This window comes from Streptomyces sp. NRRL S-455 (assembly GCF_000717875.1).
GTDB lineage: Bacteria > Actinomycetota > Actinomycetes > Streptomycetales > Streptomycetaceae > Streptomyces.
Genome location: NZ_JOCT01000099.1, coordinates 1 through 271 on the forward strand (window position 1 = coordinate 1; position 271 = coordinate 271).

1 pseudogene is annotated in these 271 nt (G+C 65.7%); it reads left to right on the forward strand.

Going from position 1 to position 271, the window contains the following annotated elements:
* Window positions 1-271: pseudogene (locus IE97_RS39075) on the forward strand (glycoside hydrolase family 32 protein); the annotation flags it as partial.

Here is a 271-nt window from a genome sequence, read left to right on the forward strand (position 1 = left end):
CTCCGGCAGCGCGGTCGTCGACTGGGACAACTCCACCGGGTTCGGCACCGAGAAGAACCCGCCCATGGTGGCGATCTACACCAGCGCCTACAAGGACGGTGGCAAGCAGGCCCAGTCGCTCGCCTACAGCACCGACCGAGGCCGCACCTGGACCAAGTACCAGGGCAACCCGGTGATCGACATCGGCTCCAAGGACTTCCGCGATCCCAAGGTCCAGTGGCATGCGCCGACCAAGAGCTGGCTGATGACGGTGTCGTTGTCCGCGGAGCAC